Source organism: Campylobacter coli (assembly GCF_009730395.1).
GTDB classification, from domain to species: Bacteria; Campylobacterota; Campylobacteria; order Campylobacterales; family Campylobacteraceae; genus Campylobacter_D; species Campylobacter_D coli.
Genome location: NZ_CP046317.1, coordinates 1,601,664 through 1,623,871 on the forward strand (window position 1 = coordinate 1,601,664; position 22,208 = coordinate 1,623,871).

Here is a 22,208-nt window from a genome sequence, read left to right on the forward strand (position 1 = left end):
ATTCCAGCTTAAGCTGGAATTTTTAGGCTACAAATTCAATAAAAGCCATTTCAGCTGCGTCACCACGGCGAATTCTTGTTTTGATAATTCTTGTATAGCCACCATTTCTTTCTTTGAAATTTGGAGCTATTTCTGTAACAAGTTTATTTGTAGCATTTTTATCTTGTAAAGCAGCAAAAACTGCTCTGTGAGCGTTAAAATCTCCAAGTCTTGCTCTAGTAATCAATCTTTCTACATAGCCTCTTAATTCTTTAGCTTTTGGTAGAGTTGTTTCGATTTTACCGCTATTAACTAAAGCTATAGTTAAATTTTTTAACAAGGCAGCACGATGAGATGAAGTTCTGCCAAGTTTTCTATATCCGTGTTTATGTCTCATTCTTTATCCTTCGTTTTGTGCTTTTAATTCATCGATTTTTTTCTTAAGCAAATCTTTATTATCACTAAGCTTAGAAGTACCCACAGGGAAGCCTATGCTTTCCATAATGCTTTTAATTTCATCTAAAGATTTTTTGCCTAAATTTTTAAGTCCAGCAAGTTCATTAACGCTCATTAAAGCAAGCTCTCCGATATAAACAATTCCTGCTTTTTCAAGGCAATTGTAACTTCTTGCACTTAAATTTAGATCAGTAATATTTTGCAATAATTTAGTATTTTCTAATTCATTGCTTGTAGCTTGACTTTTTATGATGCTTCTAACATTTGTAATCTTATCAAATACTGATAATTGCTTATACATAGCTTCTAAAGCATTTTGAAAAGCTTCGTTTGGAGTGATTTGTCCATCAGTAGTTACTGTTAAAACTACTTTTTCATAGTCAGGATTGTCTTCAAATAAAACTTTCTCAATATCATAAGTCGCCTCTCTTACAGGAGTGAAAAAAGCATCAAGAGCTATGAATTTTGGATCATTTAAAAGCTCTTTAATCTCTTCGCTTGGTACATAACCAATGCCTTTTTCTATGATAAGAGTAAATTTAAGTTCAGCATCTTCATTGATCGTTGCTAAATATGCATCTGTATTTACGACTTCAACTTGATCGTTGTTTAGATCTTTACCATAAATTTCTTTAGGGCCTTTGAAACTAAACTCAACGATTTCTTTGTTGGAATCGCTTTTAAGTTTGAATTGTAATTTTTTAAGATTGATGATAAAAAGTGCTACATCTTCAAGCATACCACGCATACTATCAAATTCATGCGCTACACCATCGATATGGATAGCGGTTGGAGCATAACCTATAGTGCTAGTATAAAGTAAACGGCGTAAAGGATGGGCTAGGGTAATACCATAGCCGATCTCAAAAGGCCAAGCACTGATTTTAGCCACAGTATCACTAATATTTTCTATAGTGAATTCTGTCGGCGTATAAGCAGATGTTGTAATGTTTCTCATGATTTAGCCCCTATTACTTAGAGTAAAGCTCAACGATGAATCTTTCCTCTACTGGAATGATAACTTCTTCTCTTTCAGGTTTTCTAGTGAAAATTCCAAATCTTTTATCTTTTTCCACATCTACCCAAGCAACGATACCTGTTTGAGCAGTAAGCTCGATCGCCCTTGTGATTTGAGGATTATTTTTGCTTTTTTCTATTACTTCGATTTTTGCTCCTGCTTCTACTCTAAAGCTAGGGATATCTACTCTTTTTCCATTTACTAAAATGTGTCCATGAGTTACAAGTTGTCTTGCAAAACGACGAGTTGTAGCAAAGCCCATTCTATAAACTACATTGTCAAGTCTTTGCTCTAAAAGTTGGATAAGTAAAACCCCTGTATTGCCATCTCTTCTAGCAGCTTCTGCAAAAAGTCTTCTGAATTGTTTTTCACTTACTCCATACATAAATTTAGCTTTTTGTTTTTCTCTTAATTGGAGTCCGTATTCGCTGATTTTACCTTTTCTTGCTCCGTGTTGTCCTGGTGCATAAGGGCGTTTATCTAATGCGCTTTTTCCGGCTAGTCTTCTTTCTCCTTTTAATGCTAAGCTAACACCAAAGCGTCTTTCTAATTTTTCTACTGGTCCTCTATATCTTGCCATAATTAATTCTCCTAATTTTTTCTTATATCTTAGACACGACGACGCTTAGGCGGTCTGCAACCATTATGAGCTAATGGAGTAATATCTTTTAAGAAAGTTACTTTGATTCCTTCCATAGCACCTACACTTTTAACAGCAGTTTCTCTACCGCTTCCTGGTCCTTGTACTTTAATGCCTACTTCTTTGATTCCGTGTTCTTTTGCTTTATTTAAAGCGTCTTCTACTGCTTGTTGTGCTGCATAAGGAGTTGATTTTTTAGAACCTTTAAATCCTAAACCGCCTGCACTGCTCCAAGCGATAGCATTTCCCATTTCATCTGTAACAGTTACCATGGTATTGTTAAAAGTTGCACTGATATAAACAATACCTTTTGCTATATTTTTTTTAACTACTTTTTTCTTTACGATTTTTCTTTTTGCCATCTTTTATCCTTATGATTTTGCACCAACAGTTTTTCTCTTACCTTTTCTAGTTCTTGCGTTTGTTTTTGTTTTTTGTCCGCGAACTGGTAAGCCTTTTCTGTGTCTTAAGCCTCTAAAGCTTCCTAAATCCATAAGTGCTTTTATATCCATAGCAACTTGTTTTCTTAAATCCCCTTCAACCATATAGTTTTCTTGGATTTCTTTTCTGATAGCTGCTGCTTCATCTTCACTTAGTTCATGCACTCTTTTATCATAAGAAATGCCTGTTTTATCTAAGATTTTTCTTGAAGTAAAAAGTCCTATACCATAAATATAGGTAAGTCCATACTCAATTCTTTTTTTCTTTGGTAAATCCACACCTGCGATACGAGCCATGTTTATCCTTGTCTTTGTTTATGTTTTGGATTTTCGCAAATAATGCGAACTACGCCTTTACGGCGAACTACTTTGCACTTGTCGCACATCTTTTTAACTGATGGTCTCACTTTCATGAGTTCTCCTTAAATGAATTCCACTTCATTTACGACTGCATCAGGTTTTATGAATAACCAACTATTTTTAAAATAAGTGGTGAATTTTAAAAATACCTCTTCATATAGTTCGATACATTTTGTCGCAAAAACGCTAATTTTATCTAAAATTAGCTTTTAAATAACTTATATTATTTATATCTAAAAGTGATACGCCCTTTATCAAGGCTATAAGGTGTAAGTTCAACTTTAACTTTATCCCCTGGCATGATTCTTATATAGTGCATACGCATTTTTCCTGCTATATGACATAAAATCACATGCTTGTTGTCAAGTTCAACTTTAAAATTTGCATTAGGTAATGCTTCAAGCACTGTGCCATCGATTTCAATCACATCGTCTTTTGCCAAAATTTTCTCCTCTCATTAAAATAAAACTGTGATTATAGCAAAAAATATTTGAATTTATTAAGAAATTAGTTTTCCAAGTAGTCTTTTAAAATGCTATCTAGTTTTTCTTTCAGTTCAAAAGGTTTTTCTATCTTCATATAGAGTATCCATTGTTTTACTACATTTAGAAGCTCATCATCATAGGAAAAATATACTTTTAGAGTATAGCTTTGCTCATCTTCATCGATGAGTTCAAAGTTGTTTAAAATATTTTTTCTAAAAAAAATACTCTTTAGCCTTTTTATCAAGCTTTACGATAGCTTCTTTGCTATCATCTAGCCAAATATTTTTATCATTTAGAATTTGGTCTAAAAATTCTTCTTTAGGGGTAAAGATTTCATTATTTTTACGGATATTTTTAATTTTGCTAAAAGTAAAATGCTTTAATTTATCCTTTTCATCAGCTATTAAATACCAAATTCCTTGATAGTTTAAAAGCTTATAAGGTTTGACTTCGCGACTTTTTTCTTTATAGTTAAAATTTAAAATATTGTGTTTTAAAATCGCAACACTAATGATTTCAAAATTTTCATAATCAACTTTTTCAAAGCCATTGTTTTTGATCATAAAAATGCTATTTACTTTAGAGTTTAGCAGATCTGTTATAAAATCCTCATCTAGCTTTGGATAAAGTTCTTGAATCCCGCTTAACATGGCAAAATTTTGTATATCTTTAACACTAAGTTTGCCGAGTGCAAAAGATTCTAAAAAATACTTTCCATTTTCTTTTTTAATAGGCATAAAAGAAAGCCTTTGGTTTAAATCTCTTTGTATGGTTCTAATATCGACATTAAATTCACTTGCTAATTCTTCTAGGCTAAACCTTCCTCCATTATTAAAACGCATTAAAATTTGCGCTAAACGCACTGCAAGTTTATCGTGGGTCATAATTATTCATAAACTCTTATTTTAATATGACAATCTCTACAAATTTTAAAAAAAGCATCACCTTCTCTATTGTGTATCCATTCATGCTCTGGTTTACCAAATCTTTCATGTCCACACAAACTACATCTTTCAATAATAACGCATTGTTCGTTTTTATCCGCTCTTTCATAATTATGAAAATAATCACTTTGCTTAAACCCACATAATTCACATACTCTATATCCATAACATCTGTTAGGATCTTCTATTACGGGTGGTTCATTGAAAAAATGTTTGGTTTTTGTAATATATTTTCCACAATCAGGACAAACTTTTGAAAAAAAGCATTCGGGTTTGCCTTCTTCATTGTTAAATTCTCCTGCATGCCAATTAGTTGCGCATTTAATTTTCAAAGCTGTATCCACAATAGCTTCTGTTGCAGAAGTTGTCTTTTCTTTTACTGCTTCTGAAGCTTCAAGCGCTTTTTCTTTTAAACTATCTAAAAATCCCATAAAAACTCCCTAGCTATTTAATAAATTGTAAAATTATTGCAACAATACTAACAATTAAAGCCAAACTCGAAATTATAATACTAAAAGCAGTATTTTTCTTGCTAATTTTAAATTTTAAATCGCTAATTTTATTTTCTTTTTCTTTTGTGTCATTTTCCATTTGCATTTTAAAATTAATAAATTCTTGATAATGAGTCTCTATTAATTTGTGTTGTTCATCATCAATCTGTCGTTTTTTGTTTAATCTCTCTTCAAGCTCTTTTATATCATCTTCCATATCTCTAATATCTTCTTTGGTTTCTTGTATTTCTTGTTTTGCCTTTTGCATTTCAGTAATGCGTTGTTTTGCTTGATGAAGAATCGTTGTTGTAATTTCTTTACTAATTTTTTTGTATCATTTGATAAACTTAGTATAGCTTCTTCATTAATTTCGTATTTTTCATATATCATTAATGACAGTTCGTTTATCATTAAATCCGCAAAAACCATATCACAGCAAATAAGCTTAATAGTTTCTTGTATAAGCTCATTTTGTGCCCCTATAGCTTCAGCATTTGCTATATCGGCTTCAGATAATGCTTCTAATTTCTTATCTGTTTCACTTTTAGCAAATGGATTTAAAGTTTCAAAAAATGAATTTTCTATATTTTTAGCTTTATAAGCCAACTCTTTAGCCCTAACAATTTTTCTTGAAGCTTCTTGGATTTTCATATCAATTTGCTTTACTTGATCTTTAGCTAAAATTTGCAACTCTTCAGGAGTGCAATTTTTAATTTGCCCTTGGATTTCTCCAATTTCTTTTAAATTTTGTAAATTTTTCTTTGGATTGATTACTAATCTTTTATTATCCATATTTATTCTCCTCTTAAATTTTCAAGTTGTTTAATGCAGTCAGATATTGCTTCTTATCTTTCTCCTTCTGCTTGTTTTAACTTATTTTGAACTTGATTAACTTTGTTTTTAAGTATTACTAAATTTTGACTTCCTCGCTCCATCACTTGCCCAAACAAATTATACGCATCACCCAAAACAAACCAAGTTTGTGCGATTTTATAATGCATTACCACACCATTTTGTGCTACAAGCTGAATTTGAAGACTACCTATTTTAGAATCATTTCTCCATTTATCCATATAAAAAATCGCGATAGTGCTTAATACGGCTCCACAAGCTGAAGTAATGCACAAAGAAAGTGCATCTCCTATAGTTTGAAAATTTACAAGCTCTCCTTGATCATTTTTTTCTCCGGTAAATGGAATAGGAAATTGCATCACTGGCCCTAGTATAGGAACTGATGTAAGTAATTTGTTTAATGTTTCACTCCCTAGCATAGCAGTAGCACTTATTAGCCCTGTAACCATAATTTTTGAAGCTTCATAATAAATATCTTCTTTGGGTATATCTTTTGGGGGATTTGTTATTATTTTCACTGCTTGCCATAAAGATGTAAAACCCGCTCTTATAATTTGCACGATTTTTTTTAGTGTAGTAGCAAAAATATTAATAATAAACACCACTAAATTTGAAAAAAATGTTTGCAAAGCTCCTTCAAGAGAGTTTTTTAAGATATCTTTCCATTTAAGTTTCAATTCTTCCCAAACCTTACAAAATCTATCTTTAAAACGCACTAAAATTTCTTTTAAGCTTTCATTGCCAAATTCTTTAAAAGTGACTTTAAGTTCGATGATAATAGCTTTAATAAAATCTTTCAAAACAACACCCAAGGCTGAATAAACAGCTATTTTAGCAGCATCTTGGGTACCTGTAATTAATGCTTCCTTATAAGGTTTAGAGCTTGTATAGTATGTTTTATCTACTTCCCTATTAATTTCTTTTTCGTTTTGTTCATATTGTTCTTTAAATTTTTCATCTTGAATTTCTTTTTGTTTTAGTAATTTCTCTTTTTCTTTTTGCTGACTTGGCGTTAAAGCTCCATTCTTTTCTTTTTCTGCTAAAAATTTTAATCTTTTATCTCTATCTGCTAAAAATTTTTCAGCGCTTTTATCTTTTTTAGAGCGATTTAATGAACTATCTGTCATTTTTAAATTGCTTTCTGTGTTGGCTAATTTTGCACCATCTATTTCAGCTAAAACTCTAGCAGGATCATCATGTATTGTTTTTGCGGCAACTATATGATCTAAATCAGTATCTGCATTTGCATTGATTTTCTTACCTGTCATATAATCTTCTAGTTTTCCCTGCTTTTTTAATACATTTTGTTCTTTGTTAATTCTTTTATAATTATCATCTTGATGATAATTATCTGAATCATACTTACCACGATTAGCATATCTTTGTTTCTCTTTTTCACTAGCATAAAAACCATTTCTAACATTATGAGTAGTATTAACATTTCCTCCGTCTTTAGCATCCAAAATCACCGCCGCAAATCCAAAATGTCCCATAACCGCATCCATTGCATTGTTAGCACATTGATCAAAAAGCTTTTGTGTTTCTTCTTGTGGTATTTTAGCACTTATTATTTCAAGATCTCTCAAGGTTTGATCTAATCCTTGATCAACTTCAAGCCTTAACTCATCTTTTTTAGATAATTCTTCTAGTTCTTTTTCTAAAAGCTTATAATCTGTATTTATAAATTTTTTGATGATATCATTTTCCATTTTATTCCCTTAAAAATTTTATAAATTAAAATATTTTATTTACCAAAAATCAATATATTTTAATATTCCATTAAGAATTTTTAAAAAGGTAGGACTTTGGAAATCCATAAAGATTTTTCCTCTGCCAACTCGTCTTTTTCCTTAAGTATTTTGCGAATTTGTATATCTAGTTTTTCTTCTTTTAAAGTAAAATACAACCTAGAAATAAGAAACATAGGCATAAAGGTTTTAGAAATCATCTCTACTCTTTTTTCTTTTATATCTTTACTGCTACAAAAGTTGATATAAGCCAATAAGCAAATTTGTATATCTTTAAGCCTTTCTTTATCTGTTTCTTCTAGTCTAAATTCTTTAAAATCACGGTAATTTAAAGCATTTTTTGCTTCAAAACCTTTTTTAAAATTTACAAATTCTTCATCATTAAAATAGCTTGAAAATTGAGTATTTAAAATTCAAATTCTTTGTAAATTTCTTTTAAATTTTCTTGCATTTTAACTCTTTATACTATCTTGTTTATATCTTGCAACTGCAACAAAGCACTATCAAATTTTAATCTTATAGCGCAAAATCTCCAGCTGATTTTTAATGCCGTTATATCATCTTGAAGATATTTATCGCTATATTCTATAAAAGCTTCCATTGTAGCGCCTATTTGAATAAGCTTTTCTTTTTTTAGATCGCTAAATAAATGATCTTTTATATTATGAATAGCTTCTGCATCGTATTTGTGGGTTTTTCTAAATTCTAAAAATTTAGGATCGTTTAAATAGCTAGGATAAATTTGCTCTATTTCTTCGTATTGCTTGATGACTTTTCTAAGTGTGATGAGATCTTTAAAAATCAATTTATCCCAAGTATTTTTAATGCCTTTATAGATTTTTTCACCACAAGCACCTAGTGCGATTCCACCTAAAGCTAAAGCTAATTTTTTCATTTCTTTCTCCTTATGATTTTGTAAATTAAAACTAAATTAAGCACTATAAAAAGTATATAAAGTGCCACCATACCATAACTTCCACTTAAATCCAAAAGCATAAAAGCTAAAATCACTCCCCAAAACACAATCCCAAATAAAACCCAAAATACTCCACAAGTTAACAAAACCGCTGTACTAATGATAAGTCCTAAAATCCCTACAATAATCATCATTTTTACCTTGCTAAAATATTGTTATTTTTTACTATAGATAAAAATATAGTTTTTTGTCTTGTAAAAAGTATTTGGGGTTTTTAAAGCTCGGGTTTGCATTTTTTTTCCTTGATTTTAATTTCAAAAAAAAGTATAAAGTATTCTTATGACAGCTTGTGTCGTTTTTTTTGAAAAATTATTAAAAATTTTGCTTAAGCTGATTTTTATGATTTTTATCATCAAAATGAGTTAAATTAAATTGAAAAGGATTGTTTGTTTTATAAATATTTGTAGTATAATGGTTATTTTTAAAATTCTTTAAGGTATAAAATAATGAAAAAATCAAAACTAGGTACAAAAGAATTTAAAATTTTAGGACTTTCGTCGCTAGGTGGAACTTTAGAATTTTATGATTTTATCATCTTTGTATTTTTTGCTGAATATATCGCAAAAGTATTTTTTCCTAAAGATATGAGTGAATTTTGGACTTTGTTAAATACTTATGGAGCTTTTGCTGCAGGTTATTTAGCGCGCCCTTTAGGTGGTATAGTGATGGCGCATTTTGGTGATAAATTTGGGCGTAAAAATATGTTTATGTTAAGTATTTTACTTATGGTGCTTCCTACTTTTACATTGGCTTTTATACCTGGTTATGAAACTCTTGGTTTCTTAGCACCGTTTTTACTTATACTTATAAGAATTTTTCAAGGTATTGCTATAGGCGGAGAATTACCTGGTGCTTGGGTTTTTGTAAGAGAACATTGCAAAGAAGATCAAAAGGCTTTTTCTTTGAGTTGTTTAAATTCGGCTATGGCTTTGGGAATTTTACTAGGAAGTATGGTATTTTTACTGATCAATGCTTTTTTTAGCACCGAAGAAATCGCAGCTTATGCATGGCGTATCGCTTTTTTTGTGGGTGGAATTTTTGGGATTATTTCTATTTATTTGCGTAGATTTTTACAAGAAACTCCTATTTTTAAACAAATGCAAAAAGAACGGAGTTTGAGTGCTTTTCCACTTAAGGATTTGTTTAAAGAAAAAAATATTTTCAAAAATATGCTCGCATCTATCTTTATAACTTGGGTTTTAACAGGTTGTGTTGTAGTGCTTATCTTACTGATGCCTAAATTTATGCCAAGTATTTTGGGTTTGAGTGCGATTGAAGGAAGTTATTTACAAGTTTTAGGAATTTTAGGTATAACACTAGGTGGAGTGTTTATGGGCTATCTTGTGGATAAATTAGGTTTGTTTAAAATTTGCATTTTCTTTTCTTTAGTTTTTGCATTTTTTTCTTGCTTGTATTTTTATGCTTTATATGATCTTAAAAATCTTGTCTTAACCTGTATTTTATATACAAGTGTTTGTTTTTTAGGTGGGATTAATGTCTTTGCTCCTATTTTAATGAGTGAAGTTTTTAGAGCTAAAATAAGATTTTCAGGAATTTCCTTTTCGTATAATATCGCTTATGCTATCGCAGGAGGGGTTACTCCTCAGCTTATTTTTTGGCTCAATGCTCTTGCTACTAGAGGCGAAAATCCATTTTTATATGGAATGAGTATATATATGATTTTTCTAGCTTTATTGGCTATTTGTGCTGTTTTTCTTGTAAAGGATAAAATAAATTTTGATAATCGCTCTTAAAATGCTATAATTAATTTTTTTAATTATACTTTCGGAGTTTTTATCAATGCCTTTTATTTTAGAATTGCTTAAACAAAATAAATTTAAATTCATCTCTTTTTTGATTTTTTCTTTTATTACAAGCGCTGTAGGGGTTTTAACCCTAGTCTTTATCAATGATTATTTACTTAAAAATACACAAAATATTCCTATTTTATACTTTATCGCTTTGCTTATAGTATTTTTTCTTAGCTCTACCATAGTAGAGTTAGGATTAAGTGTTTTTGGTCAAAATTTCATTTTTAAGATGCAAAGACGCGTGGTAAAACAGATCTTAGATACTCCTTTGTTAAAAGTTGCAAAAGTGGGCAAGGCAAGAATTCTAGCTTCTTTGGGAAGTGATGTGAGAAATATATCTTTTGGGCTTTTAAGATTGCCTGATTTTTTACAATCAAGTATATTGATTTTATGCACTAGTGTTTATTTATGTTATCTTTCACCACAAATTTTTGCTTTGTGTGTGGTATGGATTATGGTTATTTTTATTACTAATAATTTTTTGATGATGAAAGTATATCAGTATTTTAGAAAGGCAAGGGAAAATGATGATGCTTTGCAAAATAATTACCAAAATATACTAGATGGACATAAAGAACTTTTGATCAATCGTGATAGAGCCAAGCTTTATTATGAAGATGAATTTGAAAATAATGCAAGATTGAAAAAGAAAAATAGTACTTTAGGTAATCTTTTTAACAATCTCTCAAACAACTGGACAAATGTAACTCTTTTGGCTTTAGTGGGTGTAGAGTTTTACTTAGCTTTAAAATTTGAATGGGCAAGTGTTGCAGATGCTACAACTATAGCTCTTTCTATTTTGTTTTTACGAACCCCTTTAGTATCTATGATAGGATCTTTTCCTACTTTGCTTTTGGCAAAAATCGCTTTGGATAAGATCGCAAAATTGGAATTAGATGATTATATAGAAGGTTTTAAAAAAACACATTATATCAGTGAATGGAAAAAAATTTCTTTTAGAAATACTCAATTTGCTTATGAAGAAAATTTTCATTTAAATCCTGTAAATATAGAGCTTAAAAAAGGTGAATTGGTATTTTTAATAGGTAAAAATGGAAGTGGTAAATCCACTTTTTGTATGCTTTTGACAGGACTTTTTAAGCCAAGCAAAGGCGGAATTTATGTTGATGATACGCTTATAGATGATAAAAATTTAGATGAGTATAGATCTCTTATTTCTGCTGTTTTTAGCGATTTTCATCTTTTTACTAAAACCTTAAATAAAGAAAATTTTGCAAGCGAAGAAAAAATTGCTTTTTGGTTGGAGTTTTTAGAACTTAAAGATAAAACAAGTGTCAAAGATAATGAACTGACCTTAACCAAACTTTCTACAGGGCAAAAAAAGCGTTTAGCTATGCTTATAGCCTTGCTTGAAGAAAGGGATATTTTAGTGCTTGATGAATGGGCGGCTGATCAAGATCCTGTTTTTAGAAGATTTTTTTATAAAAAACTTTTACCTTTGCTAAAAGAGCAAGGTAAAACAATCTTTGCTATCACACATGATGATGTGTATTTTGATATGGCTGATAGAATTTTACTTGCACAAAATGGTCAAATTTGTGAATTAAAAGGCGATATAAAAGAACTAGCAAAAAATGCGGTAGAAAAATTTTAAAGGAAAAAAATGAAAAAATTACTCATTTTATGTGTATTTTTAGGAGTAAGTTTAATGGCAAAATCTTTTGAGCTTGTAAAAGAGCCTGTGTTAACTACACAAATGGTTGAAGGGATTTTGGAGCTTGCAAAGAAAGAAGCAAGAAAAAATGGCTTTTATGTAAGTATTACTATAGTAGATAAATCTGGCCAAATTTTAGCAGTTTTAAGAGATGATAAGGCGGGCGTGCATACACTTAATGCTAGTTATAAAAAAGCTTATACGGCCACTTCACAAAAAAGAGAAACAGCGGTTATTTTTAAAGGTGTAAAAGATGGTAAAATACCTGAAGATATTCGTTATTTAGATGATAAGTTTTCCATTATGCCTGGTGGGGTGCCGATTTTTATAGATGGAGTTGTTGTTGGTGGTATAGGTGTGGGTGGAGCACACTTAGATGAGGATGTAAAAATAGCTAAAGCAGGGATAGCATTTTTAAAATAGGCTTTGAACATCAAAGCCTATGATTACTTAGCTTTTGCATAAATTTCTTTTTCAATGTCTATGTAAAATTGTGCGATAGCTTTGTAAGCTTCTTCCCAAGCTTTTAGTGTGGTTTCATCTGCATTTAATACTACTTTGATAGCTTTTAAAAGACAAGCCCCCACTATAGGATAGTGCTCTTCTTTAACATTTAATTTTGTATGGGTTATAGCTACTTTATCAACAAAGCTTCTCATATTTTCTAAATTTTCTATATTTTTAGCTGCCATTAAAATTGCCATAGCTAAGGCTTTTGGTTGTTCTCCAGATGCTTGTTTTTCCATATTAAACATAGGTTTTACTTCAGGATAGTCATTAAACATTACTTTGTAAAACTCTTTTGTTAAATCCTCCCCGTTTTTTTGTAAAATTGGTACGCAATCTTTGATAATTTGAATTTGTTCTTGTGTCATAGTTTTCCTTTTAGCTCTTAATTTTTTTAAAATAGAGCGTATTCTAACTTTTAATCTAAATAAAAAAATTGACTTTGGTTAAATTTATGCTCAAAAATATAAATTTAAAATTATCTTTAAATTATTAAATTATATAATTGATAATAAATTAAAAAGAGGGACTATGACAAATTTTAAAGCTTTTTATAATGAGGCTAAGTATATTTTTAAGGATAGAATCTTTAATGATTATGCTAGATGTTATGCTTATGGCATTGATGCGTCATGTTATTTTTATATTCCAAAAATAGTGATTATTGCTAAAAATGAAGATGAAATTAAGCAAATTATTCAATTAGCAAATACTTATAAAACTCCTATAACATTTAGAGCAGCAGGTACAAGTTTAAGTGGACAAAGCTCTTGCGATGGAGTGCTTGTAGTGATTAAATTTGCCTTTAAAAAAATAAAAATTAACAAAGACGCTAGCGAAATTACTTTAGGATGTGGTGTAGTAGGTATTCATGCTAATGAAAGTCTTGCTTTTTTGAAGAAAAAAATAGGACCTGATCCAGCTACTATAAATTCAGCTTTAATTGGAGGGATTATAAATAACAACTCAAGCGGAATGTGCTGTGGAACTAAGGATAATAGCTATAAAACCTTAAGAAGTATTAGGGTGATTTTGGCAAATGGTAGTATGCTTGATACCAGCGATGCTTTAAGTGTGGCTCGATTTAAAGATGAAAATAAAAAATTAATTAATGAACTTAGAGAGATCAAAGAAGAGATTAATGCTAATAAAGAATTAAAAGATTTAATAATCAAAAAATTTAAAATCAAAAACACCACAGGTTATAGCCTTAATGCCTTTGTTGATTATGATGATGAAATAGACATTTTAGCACACTTACTTGTTGGCTCTGAAGGGACTTTGGGATTTGTAAGCGAAGTTAAGCTTGCTGTTTTGGATGATTTGGAATTTAAGGCCTGTGCTTTATTGTTTTTTGATAATATCAATAATGCTGCAAACACTATAAAAGAATTTGCTAAAGTTGATTTTATAAGTTCTGCTGAAATAATGGACTATGCAAGTTTAAAAGCTGCATCAAATTATGATGAGTTAAGAGATATTTTAGCTGATATTAAAGAGGGTAATACTTGTGTATTGATCCAAAGTGAGCATAGTAATGAGCTTAAGCTTGATGAAAATATAAATAAAATAAAAGAAATTTCCAAACTAGCTTATAAGTCATATTTTAGTAAGAATAAGGCCGAATATGATTTATGGTGGAAGATTAGAAAAGCACTCTTGCCTATAGCAGCTAGTCTTAGAAAGGCAGGCTCAACGGTAATTACTGAAGATGTGTGTTTTAATATCGAGGATTTAGCTGATGGAATTAAAAGCATTCAAGAATTGTTTTATAAATATGGTTTTAGTGATAATGGAATCATTTTTGGCCATGCATTAGCAGGCAATATCCATTTTATTATCACACCGGATTTAAACAATAAGCTTGAATTTGATAATTTTTCAAATTTAGTTAAAGAAATGTCTAATATAGTAGCTTCTTATGGTGGAAGTATAAAAGCTGAACACGGCACAGGGCGTATGGTGGCACCTTTTGTGGAGGTAGAATGGGGTAAGCAAGCTTATTTGATTAATAAAAAAATCAAAAGTATCTTTGATAAGGATAATTTATTTAATCCCGATGTAATCATTAGCGATGATAAAGATATTTATAAGAAAAATATCAAACAAGCCAGTTGGATTGATGAGAAATTAAATACCTGTATGGAATGTGGATTTTGCGAAAGATTTTGTCCATCAAATGAATATACAATTACTCCAAGACAAAGAATTGCGATCTTACGAGAGATCAAACGCCTTGAAAGCTTAAATGATGATGAGTCAAAAGCAAAATTAAAGGATATTAAAAAATATTACAATCATTTAGTAGACAGCTCTTGTGCTGCTTGTGGGGTGTGCTCTTTTTCATGTCCTTTGGGGATTAATTTTGCTGATTTTTCATTAAAATATAGAAAAAATAATATAGGATTTATATCTAAAATTTTAGGAAATCTAGCATATAAAAATCATGAAAAAACTCTAAAAATTGCTAAATTTTCATTAAGTATCGCAAATAAATTTGATAATTTAAGTCTTGATAATAAGCTCGAAAAAGCAAGCAATTTTCTTAGCATTATACCAAGAACTAGGGCGTATTTGCCTAAGGTGAATGATTATGAGTTAAAAAGTCGTAAAAGAGCTTGCAATGTGGTTTATTTTACAAGCTGTCTTAATAAAAGCTTTAAACCAAATGAAAAAATGCATGATAAAAGAAGTTTGCAAGAAGTATTTGAAAGCTTGTGTAAAAAAGCAAATATAGGCATTATTTATGCACCCAATGATTTATGTTGTGGTAAGGCTTATGAGAATTTTCAAGATATTCAAGATAAAAATATACAAAAAATCAATGACTTTTTAAGCAATATAGACTCACCCATAGTGTTAGATCATAGTGCTTGTAGTGCTAAGTTAATTAGTGATCATTCAAAGTATGAAATTTATGATTTAAGCGAGTATTTATTAAAATTTATTGCTCCTAAGTTACGCATTGATAAAATCAATGAGAATGTAGGATTATATATCATGTGTGCTGCTAGAAAGCTTGGTTTAAATGAAAATATAATCAAGCTTGCAAAGCTATGCACGAATGGAAAAGTATTAATAGATAATGATACCTATTGTTGTGGGTTTGCTGGATACAAGGGCTTTTTCAAGCCTCAATTAAATATTAATGCTACAAAGGGCTTTAAAAAATTTTATGCCAAAACAAATATTAAGCGCGGGTTTAGTACATCAAGCACTTGCGAGATAGGATTAAGCGATGCTACGGGTATATCTTGGCAGCATATAGCGTATTTATTGGATGAATGCAGTGAGAAGCAATTTAATTGATAAATAAAATCCATAATTTAAAGCAAATTATCCCCCTATAGGGCTTGTGGCTTCTTATTTTTTATTTTATAATTTTTTTAATTTTAAATTTGAGGAGTTACAAGTGCTTAGATGGTTTATTTTACTATTTTTATTGTTTTTCAATCTTGAGGCTAAAATTCCAAAAGATACTTTAATCGTAGCTGTGGAAAATGAAATTTCAAGGATAAATCCTGCATATAGCGAAGATCATGATGCGGTGATTAATCTTGTATTTTCAGGACTTACGCGTTTTGATGAGCATATGAGCTTAAAGCCTGATTTAGCTGCGTCGTGGAATGTTAGCAAGGATGGACTTAGCTATGATATCTTTTTGCGTGAAGATGTTTTGTGGCACGATGGAGTGAAATTTAGTGCCGATGATGTTAAATTCAGTCTTGAAGCTTTTAAAAATCCTAAAAATAATTCTTCAGTTTATGTGAATTTTGAAGATATTAAAAGTATAGAAATTTTAAATCCTTATCATCTTAAAATCACGCTTTCTAAACCTTTTCCTGCATTTTTAGATGCTTTAAGTATAGGAATGCTTCCTAAACATTTACTTAGTGATAAAGACTTAAATACTGCTTCTTTTAATCAAAATCCCATAGGCACAGGTCCTTATAAATTTGTAAAATGGAAAAAGGGCGAATATGTAGAGTTTAAAGCTAATGAGAATTTTTATCTTACAAAAGTAAAAACCCCAAGACTTATCATCAAACATATTTTTGATCCTTCGGTTGCAAGCGTAGAGCTTAAAAATGGCAAAATTGATGCGGCTTTGATTGATGTTTCTTTATTGAATATTTTTAAAAAGGATGAAAATTTTAAAATTTTGCGTGAAAGATCTGCTGATTATAGAGCTTTAATGTTTAATTTAGAGAATGAATTTTTAAAAGATATTCAAATAAGAAAGGCTTTAAATTATGCTGTTGATAAGCAAAGTATAGTCAAAAATCTTTTGCATGATTATGGTTTTGTAGCCAATCATCCTTTAGAGCGTTCTTGGGCGGATTCTAAAGCTTTTAAAACTTATGAATACAATCCTAAAAAAGCCCAAGATTTGATTTTGGCTTTAGGTTTTAAGAAAAACGATGAGGGTATTTTTGAAAAAGATGGCAAGATTTTAGAATTTGAAATTTGGACTATGAGTAATGATCCTCTAAGGGTGAGTTTGGCAGGAATTTTGCAAAGCGAGTTTAAAAAAATAGGGGTTATAGCTAAGGTTGTAGCAAAGCCTGCGGGCAGTTTTGATTATTCTAAAGTAGATAGTTTTTTAGTGGGTTGGGGAAGTCCTTTAGATCCTGATTTTCATACCTTTAGAGTGTTTGAAAGTTCGCAAGATAGTGCTTTAAATAATGAGGGTTGGAATTTTGGGCATTATCATGATAAAAAGGTAGATATAGCCTTACAAAAAGCTAGAAATACTTTAAATTTGGAAGAACGCAAAAAGTATTATAAAGAATTTATTGATGCTTTGTATGAAAATCCTCCTTTTATTTTTCTAACTTATCTTGATTTTGCCTTAGTTTATAATGCTAAACTTGAGGGTGTTAAAGCAAGAAATTTAGGCCATCATGGAGTAGGTTTTACTTGGAATATTTATGAGTGGAGTAAAAAATAAGTGCTAAAACGCTTAGTTTTTAGTATTTTTATCGCATTTTTTAGCACTTTTTTATGCTTTGTTTTGCTTTATTTTAGTAAAGGTAGTGTAGCGTATGCAAATAAAGTCAATTCTCAAAGCAAGGAATTGGTTCAAAGAATAGAAGCCAATTTAGGGCTGGATAAGCCCTTGCTAGAGCAGTATCAAATTTGGCTTTTTAAGGCTTTAAAAGGGGATTTAAGTGTTTCTTTTTTAAGTGGGGAAAGTGTTTTAAAGCTCATTAAAGAAAGGATGGCAAATACCTTGATTTTAAGTCTAAGCGCCTTAGTGCTTTTGTTTTTACTCAGTGTTTTTTTGGCACTTTTGGGATATTATTATAAAGAAAGTTTTATAGATAAATTGATCACTTTTCTAGCCTTTAACTTTTTTGCTTTACCGCCTTTTGTTTTGGCTTTATTTTTTGTTTTGATTTTTGGAATTTTTTGGCAGGTTTTGCCTATAACAGGGACTAGTGATATAGGCTTTGAAGATGATTTTTTAAATCGTTTAGAGCATTTGATTTTGCCTGTTTTAGTGCTTGTTTTATCTCATTTAGCTTTGTTTTTACGCATAGCTAGAAATTTTATCAATGAAACTTTTTCACAAATTTTTGTTCAAAATTTATACGCTAGAGCCTTAAGGGAAAAAGATATTTATTTTTTGGTTTTAAGATATTCTTTAAGCCCTATTATAGCTTATTTTGGAGGCAGTGCTTTAAGTTTTATGATGGGAACTTATGTGGTTGAGAGTGTTTTTGCTTATGAGGGGCTTGGGAGTTTGCTTTTTGAAAGCATTCTTTTTAAGGATTTTCCTATGGCTTTGGCTTTGATATTTTTTAGTGTTTTACTTGCTGCTTTTTTTACATTTTTAAGCGATGTTTTTGCTTGGATTTTAAATCCAAGATTAAAAAGGTTGAAATTTGTTTAAGATAATACTTTTTCTTACGCCTTTAATGTTTTTGATTTTAAGTGCTTTGTTTGCGCCTTTACTGGCTCCTTTTGATGTTTTAGAAAGTCATTTAAATCATTTGCACCAAGCTCCTAATTTGACTTATTATCTAGGGACTGATTTTTTAGGTAGAGATGTATTTTCGCGTTTGTTTTTTGCTTTGAGAATTTCTTTATTTATAGGAATTTGTAGTTCTTTTTTGTCTATATTTTTTGCTCTTTTTTATTTATTTTTAGCAAGATGTTTTTTTTATACTTTTTGGATGCGAATTTTAGATCTTTTTTTAGCTTTGCCTGCTTTTTTGTTGATGATGTTTTTTCAAAGTTTTGTGGGTGTAAATATATTTTTAATGATTTTTTTAATCGCTTTAGTGCATTGGCCTTTTATAGCAAGGATTGTAGAAAGCGAGTTAAAAAGACTAGAAAATTTAGACTTTTATAAAGCAAGTATAGTGTTAGGAAGGACTAAATTTAGAGCTTTTTTTAAGGATTTATTGCCAGCTTTAAAATCTTTAATATTTGTTCTTTTTATATTTAATATCATTCATGCCATAGCTACTGAAGCGACTTTGAGTTTTTTTGGCTTAGGTCTTGGTTTTAATATACCGACTTTAGGAACCTTGTTAAACGAATCTTCAAAAGCTATTTTTATAGGCGCTTGGTGGATGATACTGTTTCCACTTTTAGCTCTTATGTTTTTATTCTTACCCCTTTTATGGCTTGGAAATTATTTGCAAAAAATCGGTGGAGTAAGATCTTGAAGGTAAGAAATTTAAGCTTAAAATTAAATCAAAAAAAGATCTTTGAAAATATAAGTTTTGATATTAAAATAGCTAAGAGTTTGATGATTGTGGGTGAGAGTGGGGTTGGAAAAAGTCTTTTGGGAAAATCCTTAATCAGACTGCTTGATCCTAAATTTGAAATCAACGCAGATGAATGGAGCTTTAATGAAGTTTCTGTTTTCAATTTAAATCAAAACGAACTTCGTGCATTTCGTTCTAAAGTCGGACTTGTTTTACAAGATGCAGAGCTTAGTCTTTATCCGTATTTGAATATAGGAAATTTATTTCATCTTATTTTAAAAACTCATACAAAATTAAATCAAAAGGACCGTAAAAGATATGCTTTTGATTTGCTTGAAAAATTAGGCTTTGATGATGTAGATTTATTGTGGCATTCTTATGCAAATGAATTAAGTTTGGGTATGGCAAGAAGAGTGAGTTTAGCTCTAGCTTTATTAAGCAAGCCTCAAATTTTAATTTGCGATGAGATTACAGCTTCTTTAGATAAAGAAAATGTGCAAAAAATCATTCAAATATTAAAAAAATTAAAAAATACTTTAGGCTTAGTTTGTATCACACATGATTTAAATTTAGTCAATTCTTTAGCAGATGAGGTGCTTTTTTTAGAAAAAAATCAAGCGCAACTTTTTAGAGTGGATGAATTTTTAAGGATTTATCATGCTTGAAGTTAAAAATTTAGGTAAATTTTATGAGTTTAAAAAGCATTGGTATTTGAAAAAAGAAAAACATTTGATTTTTGAAAATATCAATTTTTCTTTAAAAGAGAATGAAAATTTGATGATTTTAGGGCAAAGTGGCGCAGGAAAAAGCACTTTAGCTAGAATACTTTGTTTTTTAGAAAATCCAAGTTTTGGAGAAATTATATATAAAAATTTAAATCCTCATAGTCTTGATAAAACAAAACAAAGACTTTTAAGAAAAGAAATTCAGTATTGTTTTCAGGATCAAAAAGCAGCCTTAAACCCCTATAAAAAAATCAAAAATCTTATCCAAGATGGTCTAGAAAATTTCAATATAAAAAAAGAGCAAGAAAAGATTTTAGAATTTTTTGATCGCTTTAACTTAAAAAAACAAATTTTAGAGCAAAAACCCTATGAGTTAAGTGGAGGAGAAGCCACTCGCGTGGGACTTATCCGCGCTTTGATCTTAGAGCCAAAAGTGCTTATTTTAGATGAAATTACTTCTAGTCTTGATATGAAAAATTCAAAAGAAATCTTAAAATTTTTATACCATTATCAGCAAGAAAATTTGATTTCTTATATTTTTATCACTCATCAAGATGGGTTTTTTGTTAACTTTAAGTGTAAAAAAATGAAACTTTAAACAATATTTATTCTTATTAAGTTTCAATATAGAAAGTTTAGAGTAAAATAGAACAAAGTGTGTAAATTTTATTTTTTGTTGTGAAGTGATTCAAAGTGTTTAAAAAAAGGAGAAAAAATGTCCCACATTGATGCTTCGCATCCTTATTTCGGTATATTTTTAATGTTAGTGCTAGCTAGTGTTATTTTTTTTGGATTGGTTTTTTTAGCTTCTAAAATTGGCAATAATTTTGCTGCAAAAAATCGTAAAAAACTAGGACTTGGAATTTATGAATGTGGTCCAATTCCGGTAAAACAAGCTAATAAGATTAATTCCCAATTCTTCATCGTAGCTTTGATTTTTATTCTTTTAGATATAGAAGTGGTGTTTTTATTTCCTTGGGCTTTGATTTTTAAAGATTTAGGATGGTTTGGGCTTTTAGAAGTATTTGTTTTTATTTTACTTTTAGGAGTTGGATTTTTATATGCTTATAAAAAAGGAGCGTTTGCATGGCAGAGCATCAAGTAAATTATGCCAGTGGTTTGCCAGTGGTTTTAACAAGCGTAGATAAGCTTGTTCAATGGGGGAGAAGTAATTCTTTGTGGGCTTTATCCTACGGACTCGCCTGTTGCGCGATCGAGATGATGGCAGCAGGGGGATCAAGATATGATTTTGATAGATTTGGAACGATTTTTAGAGCTTCTCCACGCCATAGTGAAGTGATGATTATCGCAGGGACTTTATGTAAGAAGCACGCTGAATTTACAAGAAGGCTATATGATCAAATGCCCGATCCTAAATGGGTGATTTCTATGGGAAGTTGTGCAAATACAGGGGGTATGTTTAATACTTATTCTACCGTTCAAGGTGTAGATAGGATCATTCCAGTTGATATTTATGTACCAGGCTGTGCCCCACGCCCTGAAAGCTTTCAGTTTGCCTTGATGATTTTACAGAAAAAAATTCGAAAAGAAAAAGCTAGTCGCAAAATAGCTCCAAAAAGGTTGGTGTGATGAGAAAATATAGCGATAAAAAAAATGCCCAGCTTCAAAATTATTATAAAGATAGGTTTTATCATGCACCCCATACTCAAAAATTGGATGTCAATGAGAGTGCATTTAAGCAAGATTATGAGGTTTTAAAAACAGAAGTTGATATTATAAATTCTTTTATAGAACTTGATTTTTGGGTGATAGAAATCAAAAAAGAAGACAATGTTAAAACCCTGCAAATGCTTCATACCTTAGGATATTTAAATTTTACAGAAGCAAGTGCTATTGATTTTGTAGCTGATAAAAATGGTTTTGAAGTATTTTACCAGCTTTTAAATTTAGAAAAAAGATTAAGAGTGCGTGTTAGAACTTTTGTGGGTGTAAAAGAACGCTTGCAAAGCGTAGCACATGTTTTTAAGGGCGCAAATTGGAGCGAAAGAGAAATTTATGATATGTTTGGAATTTTTATCATAAATCATCCTAATTTAAAGCGTATTTTAATGCCTGATGATTGGTATGGACATCCTCTTTTAAAAACCTATCCTTTGCAAGGAGATGAATTTGCGCAGTGGTATGAGATCGATAAAATTTTTGGTAAAGAATATCGCGAAGTCGTAGGAGTTGAGCAAAGAGATCCAGGTTTTGCAGATGATAAAGATACACTCAATTTTGCAAGATTGTATCATGAAGTACCAAAAGGTGGATCTAGAAAAGAGGTATCTTTTAAACAAGAGTATCAAGAAGATGGAGGCGTTGCTTTTGTAAAAAAAGTCAAACGCGACGAAGCAAAAATTTTAGAGAAAAGGCGTTAAA

General features: G+C 30.3%; 27 protein-coding genes and 1 pseudogene. 12 read left to right on the forward strand and 16 right to left on the reverse strand.

Features of this window, described 5'->3' with window-relative positions; all coding sequences use genetic code 11:
* Nucleotides 1–22: 22 nt before the first annotated feature.
* The 15 genes and pseudogenes from rplQ to FOC43_RS08260 form a co-directional block, all read right to left on the reverse strand.
* Nucleotides 23–376, reverse strand: coding sequence for a 50S ribosomal protein L17 (rplQ, locus tag FOC43_RS08190; RefSeq protein ID WP_002779541.1), 354 nt, complete (start codon nucleotides 374–376; stop codon nucleotides 23–25).
* Nucleotides 377–379: 3 nt separating this feature from the next.
* Nucleotides 380–1,393, reverse strand: a complete 1,014-nt coding sequence (locus FOC43_RS08195; RefSeq protein ID WP_004284463.1) for a DNA-directed RNA polymerase subunit alpha — start codon at nucleotides 1,391–1,393, stop codon at nucleotides 380–382.
* Between the two features lie 13 nt (nucleotides 1,394–1,406).
* Nucleotides 1,407–2,033, reverse strand: coding sequence for a 30S ribosomal protein S4 (rpsD, locus tag FOC43_RS08200; protein ID WP_002779543.1), 627 nt, complete (start codon nucleotides 2,031–2,033; stop codon nucleotides 1,407–1,409).
* A 29-nt stretch (nucleotides 2,034–2,062) separates the two neighbouring features.
* Nucleotides 2,063–2,455: a 30S ribosomal protein S11 gene (gene rpsK, locus FOC43_RS08205; protein WP_002779544.1), complete on the reverse strand. Its 393-nt coding sequence runs from the start codon at nucleotides 2,453–2,455 to the stop codon at nucleotides 2,063–2,065.
* 9 nt (nucleotides 2,456–2,464) lie between these two features.
* On the reverse strand, nucleotides 2,465–2,830 hold the full coding sequence (gene rpsM / locus FOC43_RS08210; RefSeq protein ID WP_002779545.1) for a 30S ribosomal protein S13: 366 nt from the start codon (nucleotides 2,828–2,830) through the stop codon (nucleotides 2,465–2,467).
* A gap of 2 nt (nucleotides 2,831–2,832) precedes the next feature.
* The gene (rpmJ, locus tag FOC43_RS08215; RefSeq protein ID WP_002781429.1) at nucleotides 2,833–2,946 is read right to left on the reverse strand and encodes a 50S ribosomal protein L36; all 114 of its coding nucleotides are present in this window, start codon (nucleotides 2,944–2,946) and stop codon (nucleotides 2,833–2,835) included.
* Nucleotides 2,947–3,116: 170 nt separating this feature from the next.
* The gene (gene infA, locus FOC43_RS08220) at nucleotides 3,117–3,335 is read right to left on the reverse strand and encodes a translation initiation factor IF-1 (RefSeq protein ID WP_002781436.1); all 219 of its coding nucleotides are present in this window, start codon (nucleotides 3,333–3,335) and stop codon (nucleotides 3,117–3,119) included.
* Between the two features lie 65 nt (nucleotides 3,336–3,400).
* A pseudogene (locus FOC43_RS08225) lies at nucleotides 3,401–4,262 on the reverse strand (helix-turn-helix transcriptional regulator).
* Between the two features lie 2 nt (nucleotides 4,263–4,264).
* A complete protein-coding gene (locus FOC43_RS08230) occupies nucleotides 4,265–4,753 on the reverse strand; it encodes a hypothetical protein (protein ID WP_002783453.1) in 489 nt (162 codons plus the stop codon).
* 13 nt (nucleotides 4,754–4,766) lie between these two features.
* Nucleotides 4,767–5,030, reverse strand: coding sequence for a hypothetical protein (locus FOC43_RS08235; protein WP_002783451.1), 264 nt, complete (start codon nucleotides 5,028–5,030; stop codon nucleotides 4,767–4,769).
* On the reverse strand, nucleotides 5,015–5,605 hold the full coding sequence (locus FOC43_RS08910; RefSeq protein ID WP_002783449.1) for a hypothetical protein: 591 nt from the start codon (nucleotides 5,603–5,605) through the stop codon (nucleotides 5,015–5,017). The genes FOC43_RS08235 and FOC43_RS08910 overlap by 16 nt, the downstream gene beginning before the upstream one ends.
* Before the next feature lie 53 nt (nucleotides 5,606–5,658).
* Complete coding sequence (locus tag FOC43_RS08245) at nucleotides 5,659–7,374, reverse strand: hypothetical protein (RefSeq protein ID WP_002797735.1); 1,716 nt, start codon at nucleotides 7,372–7,374, stop codon at nucleotides 5,659–5,661.
* An 80-nt stretch (nucleotides 7,375–7,454) separates the two neighbouring features.
* Nucleotides 7,455–7,613, reverse strand: a complete 159-nt coding sequence (locus FOC43_RS08250) for a hypothetical protein (protein ID WP_002799142.1) — start codon at nucleotides 7,611–7,613, stop codon at nucleotides 7,455–7,457.
* A gap of 260 nt (nucleotides 7,614–7,873) precedes the next feature.
* Nucleotides 7,874–8,308, reverse strand: coding sequence for a hypothetical protein (locus FOC43_RS08255; RefSeq protein WP_002800124.1), 435 nt, complete (start codon nucleotides 8,306–8,308; stop codon nucleotides 7,874–7,876).
* Nucleotides 8,305–8,520, reverse strand: a complete 216-nt coding sequence (locus FOC43_RS08260) for a hypothetical protein (protein WP_002779554.1) — start codon at nucleotides 8,518–8,520, stop codon at nucleotides 8,305–8,307. The genes FOC43_RS08255 and FOC43_RS08260 overlap by 4 nt, the downstream gene beginning before the upstream one ends.
* Before the next feature lie 315 nt (nucleotides 8,521–8,835).
* Between FOC43_RS08260 and FOC43_RS08265 the strand changes: the two genes are divergently transcribed.
* From FOC43_RS08265 to FOC43_RS08275, 3 genes are read left to right on the forward strand one after another with little or no spacing between them, the layout of a single operon-like run.
* A complete protein-coding gene (locus FOC43_RS08265; RefSeq protein WP_002786517.1) occupies nucleotides 8,836–10,143 on the forward strand; it encodes an MFS transporter in 1,308 nt (435 codons plus the stop codon).
* A 46-nt stretch (nucleotides 10,144–10,189) separates the two neighbouring features.
* Entirely contained in the window at nucleotides 10,190–11,815 is a 1,626-nt protein-coding gene (locus tag FOC43_RS08270) for a multidrug ABC transporter permease/ATP-binding protein (RefSeq protein WP_002783440.1), read from the forward strand.
* Between the two features lie 9 nt (nucleotides 11,816–11,824).
* Nucleotides 11,825–12,298 carry a GlcG/HbpS family heme-binding protein gene (locus FOC43_RS08275; RefSeq protein ID WP_002783438.1) on the forward strand — a complete coding sequence of 158 codons (474 nt, stop codon included), beginning with the start codon at nucleotides 11,825–11,827 and terminating at the stop codon, nucleotides 12,296–12,298.
* Nucleotides 12,299–12,321: 23 nt separating this feature from the next.
* On the opposite strand, the gene cgb is transcribed toward FOC43_RS08275, so the two are convergent.
* Nucleotides 12,322–12,750: a single-domain globin Cgb gene (gene cgb / locus FOC43_RS08280; protein ID WP_002794417.1), complete on the reverse strand. Its 429-nt coding sequence runs from the start codon at nucleotides 12,748–12,750 to the stop codon at nucleotides 12,322–12,324.
* 163 nt (nucleotides 12,751–12,913) lie between these two features.
* Between cgb and FOC43_RS08285 the strand changes: the two genes are divergently transcribed.
* From FOC43_RS08285 to FOC43_RS08325, 9 genes are all read left to right on the forward strand, one after another.
* Nucleotides 12,914–15,691, forward strand: coding sequence for an FAD-binding and (Fe-S)-binding domain-containing protein (locus FOC43_RS08285; protein ID WP_004284434.1), 2,778 nt, complete (start codon nucleotides 12,914–12,916; stop codon nucleotides 15,689–15,691).
* 103 nt (nucleotides 15,692–15,794) lie between these two features.
* Complete coding sequence (locus FOC43_RS08290) at nucleotides 15,795–17,333, forward strand: ABC transporter substrate-binding protein (RefSeq protein ID WP_002806917.1); 1,539 nt, start codon at nucleotides 15,795–15,797, stop codon at nucleotides 17,331–17,333.
* Nucleotides 17,334–18,278 (forward strand): ABC transporter permease, encoded by a 945-nt coding sequence (locus tag FOC43_RS08295; protein ID WP_002783424.1) that lies wholly within the window; start codon nucleotides 17,334–17,336, stop codon nucleotides 18,276–18,278. It abuts the gene before it with no gap.
* 25 nt (nucleotides 18,279–18,303) lie between these two features.
* Nucleotides 18,304–19,059: an ABC transporter permease gene (locus tag FOC43_RS08300; RefSeq protein ID WP_141110475.1), complete on the forward strand. Its 756-nt coding sequence runs from the start codon at nucleotides 18,304–18,306 to the stop codon at nucleotides 19,057–19,059.
* Entirely contained in the window at nucleotides 19,056–19,766 is a 711-nt protein-coding gene (locus FOC43_RS08305; RefSeq protein WP_002781477.1) for an ATP-binding cassette domain-containing protein, read from the forward strand. The genes FOC43_RS08300 and FOC43_RS08305 overlap by 4 nt, the downstream gene beginning before the upstream one ends.
* Complete coding sequence (locus FOC43_RS08310; RefSeq protein WP_002781479.1) at nucleotides 19,759–20,424, forward strand: ATP-binding cassette domain-containing protein; 666 nt, start codon at nucleotides 19,759–19,761, stop codon at nucleotides 20,422–20,424. Before FOC43_RS08305 ends, FOC43_RS08310 begins: the two co-directional genes overlap by 8 nt.
* 117 nt (nucleotides 20,425–20,541) lie before the next feature.
* Nucleotides 20,542–20,931 (forward strand): NAD(P)H-quinone oxidoreductase subunit 3, encoded by a 390-nt coding sequence (locus FOC43_RS08315; RefSeq protein ID WP_002777882.1) that lies wholly within the window; start codon nucleotides 20,542–20,544, stop codon nucleotides 20,929–20,931.
* Nucleotides 20,913–21,416, forward strand: a complete 504-nt coding sequence (locus FOC43_RS08320; RefSeq protein ID WP_002777888.1) for a NuoB/complex I 20 kDa subunit family protein — start codon at nucleotides 20,913–20,915, stop codon at nucleotides 21,414–21,416. The genes FOC43_RS08315 and FOC43_RS08320 overlap by 19 nt, the downstream gene beginning before the upstream one ends.
* Nucleotides 21,413–22,207 carry an NADH-quinone oxidoreductase subunit C gene (locus FOC43_RS08325; RefSeq protein WP_072212047.1) on the forward strand — a complete coding sequence of 265 codons (795 nt, stop codon included), beginning with the start codon at nucleotides 21,413–21,415 and terminating at the stop codon, nucleotides 22,205–22,207. Before FOC43_RS08320 ends, FOC43_RS08325 begins: the two co-directional genes overlap by 4 nt.
* Nucleotide 22,208: the final 1 nt, after the last annotated feature.